The sequence below is a fragment of the Arsukibacterium perlucidum DSM 18276 genome, from assembly GCF_000382165.1.
Lineage (GTDB): Bacteria > Pseudomonadota > Gammaproteobacteria > Enterobacterales > Alteromonadaceae > Alishewanella > Alishewanella perlucidum.
In genome coordinates this window covers 1-2743 of the sequence record NZ_KB907760.1, presented here as the reverse complement: position 1 = coordinate 2743, position 2743 = coordinate 1, and the positions used below count along the sequence as shown (strand labels likewise).

Annotated in this window: 2 protein-coding genes; one reads left to right on the top strand and one right to left on the bottom strand. The window is 47.5% G+C overall.

Going from position 1 to position 2743, the window contains the following annotated elements:
* Positions 1 to 401: 401 nt before the first annotated feature.
* Positions 402 to 812 (top strand): DUF3703 domain-containing protein, encoded by a 411-nt coding sequence (locus H141_RS0119385; protein ID WP_019677926.1) that lies wholly within the window; start codon positions 402 to 404, stop codon positions 810 to 812.
* 74 nt (positions 813 to 886) lie between these two features.
* Here the strand turns inward: H141_RS0119385 and H141_RS0119380 are convergent.
* On the bottom strand, positions 887 to 2743 hold a 1857-nt coding region (locus tag H141_RS0119380; RefSeq protein WP_019677925.1), incomplete at its 5' end, for an efflux RND transporter permease subunit.

Here is a 2743-nt window from a genome sequence, read left to right as displayed (position 1 = left end):
CAAGCTGGGCGCCTGTTCTTCTAAAATATCCTGAAATGCCCTCCTGAAAATACTCTGCTATGTGCTTGAACTTACTTTAGTCAGTATCTGTTGTTCAGTAGCGCTCAAAGCTTAACTATGTTGCATAAGTGTAAGTTTTAGCTAATATAGTGACAGCAGTTTAGAAATTAACTATGTTAGTGACAAGGTATGCACCTTGTCGCTGATCTAGTTAAAAATCTGCACTTTAATGCACATTAAAGTGCAGAATAGAATATATATCTTATCTAATGTATGTAGTCTCTAAATAGTACACTTAAGTTAAACTTTAATTTAATAATTAGTGATATTCTTCGCGTCTCTTATTTAGCGAGCGAGGATTGCTCTTTTCTTTCGCAGACTCATTATCTTAGTGATAGTAAATGAATAAAAAAATTAAACATGAGTACCAAATCAGCAGGCACTCAGCCGTGGAGGCTGAACAAGTCAATGATTTAGACAATGCGTTTAAGTCTCTTGAAAGAGCGCATATTTTAGGGCAGAGATATTTTATACCGCATATAGCGACGCACTGGCAGATGTTGCGGATTGGGCTTAAACGCAATGATAATCGCGAGGTTATTGGTCAGATCGTCCGTTTGATAGCAACGGTTCCGGGTTTTATATTTGGTTGGGTTCCAAGGGGAAATCCTGGTGGGGCGAATATCTCTGCTTTAAAGCCAGTGCCCTTGCCAGCTGACTTGCAACCCTTGCTAGCTGACAGCCCCATTTGGCGGGACGTCTTAATACGCCTGACTATTTACGCGGTTATCGTTTTAATCGTATTGGCATAAACACCCATCTTATTGCCAAAACGTTCGAAAGCCTGCTTCGCTGTAGCCCAATGCTCAGCGAAGCAGATTAATGATTATTCCGTTTGCTGTTTGCGGCTATCGTTTTTGTGTACCAAATGATATAGCACTGGCAATACCAGCAAGGTCAGTAAGGTTGACGAGATAATACCGCCAATCACCACTGTCGCCAGCGGACGCTGCACTTCAGCACCGGTGCCAATATTAATCGCCATCGGTACAAAGCCAAGGCTCGCGACCAAAGCGGTCATTAGCACAGGGCGCAACCGGGTAAGCGCGCCTTCCGTTATCGCAAGCAGCAAGTCACCTTTTTCACGCCAGAGATCGCGAATAAAGCTCAGCATCACCAGGCCGTTCAGCACCGCCACACCTGATAAGGCGATAAAGCCAATGCCGGCAGAGATTGATAAAGGCATACCCCTCAAGTACAACGCCAGTACGCCACCGGTGAGCGCCAACGGCACGCCGCTGAAGATAATCAGCGCATCTTTTAATGACGCAAAAGCCATCACCAGAATACCTAAGATCAGCAGCAATGTAACAGGCACCACGATGCTTAGGCGCTGACTGGCGGACTCCAATTGCTCAAAAGTACCGCCATAATCCAGCCAGTAACCGGCTGGTAATGCAACGTCGCGGTTGATTTGGGCCTTTACCTCTTCTACAAAACTGCCAAGGTCTCGCCCACGCACATTCGCGGTTACCACTACCCGGCGTTTGCCATTTTCACGACTAATTTGTGCCGGCGCAGGCGATAAATCTAAGGTAGCCACTTCCTGCAACGGCACAAAGTCCCCATTTGGCAATGGCACCGGCAACACTGCCAGTTTGTCCAGATCGCGACGCAGGGTTTCCGGCAAGCGCACTATCAGCTCAAAGCGTCTGTCACCTTCATACAGAATACCGGCCGACGTACCACCAATTGCCGCTGCTACCCAATCCTGTAGTTCAACCACATTTAAGCCGTAACGGGCAAGCGCGGTTCGATTGGGGATCACCGACAAGGTTGGCAAACCAGTGACTTGTTCGACTTTAGTATCCGCAGCACCTTGCACCTTGTTGACCGCTTGCAGAATTTGATTAGCGCTTGTAACCAGCTGATCTAAATCATCACCAAATACCTTAATACCCAGATCTGCCCGTACACCGGAAATCAGTTCATTAAAACGCATCTGAATAGGTTGGGTAAATTCATAGTTATTGCCAGGCAATGTCGCCAAAGCAGCCTCCATTTCAGCGACCAATTGGGCTTTGGTTTTATCCGGATTGGGCCATTCACTGCGCGGTTTTAATATCACAAAGTTGTCAGCCACATTGGGTGGCATCGGATCGGTCGCCACTTCTGCCGTACCAATTCTGGCAAACACTTTATCAACCTCAGCAAAGGTTTTGATCTTCTGCTCCAGAATTTCCTGCATTGCAACGGCTTGTTCTAAGCCGGTGCCCGGAATACGCATGGCATGTAAAGCGATATCGCCCTCATCAAGCTGAGGCACAAACTCTGCCCCCAACGTGGTCGCCAACCACAGACACACACCAACCAGAGCACTGGCCAAACCAATCACCAGCCAGCGAAATTTGAGTGCCAGCGCTAATAGCGGTGCGTACAGGGTTTTAGCGCCTCTTATGACCGCACTTTCTTTTTCACTGATTTTACCATTTAAGAACACCGCCACAGCGGCAGGCACAATGGTCACCGACAACACCATAGCGGATAACAGGGCCATCACCACAGTCGCTGCCATAGGATGAAACATTTTACCTTCGACACCGGTCAGTGAAAAAATAGGGATATACACTATGGTAATGATGGCCACACCGAACAAACTAGGCCGGATAACCTCTGCTGTTGCCAGATACACTGTATTTAAGCGCTCTCTCAGCGGTTGGATACTGCCGTTGTGTTGTGCCTG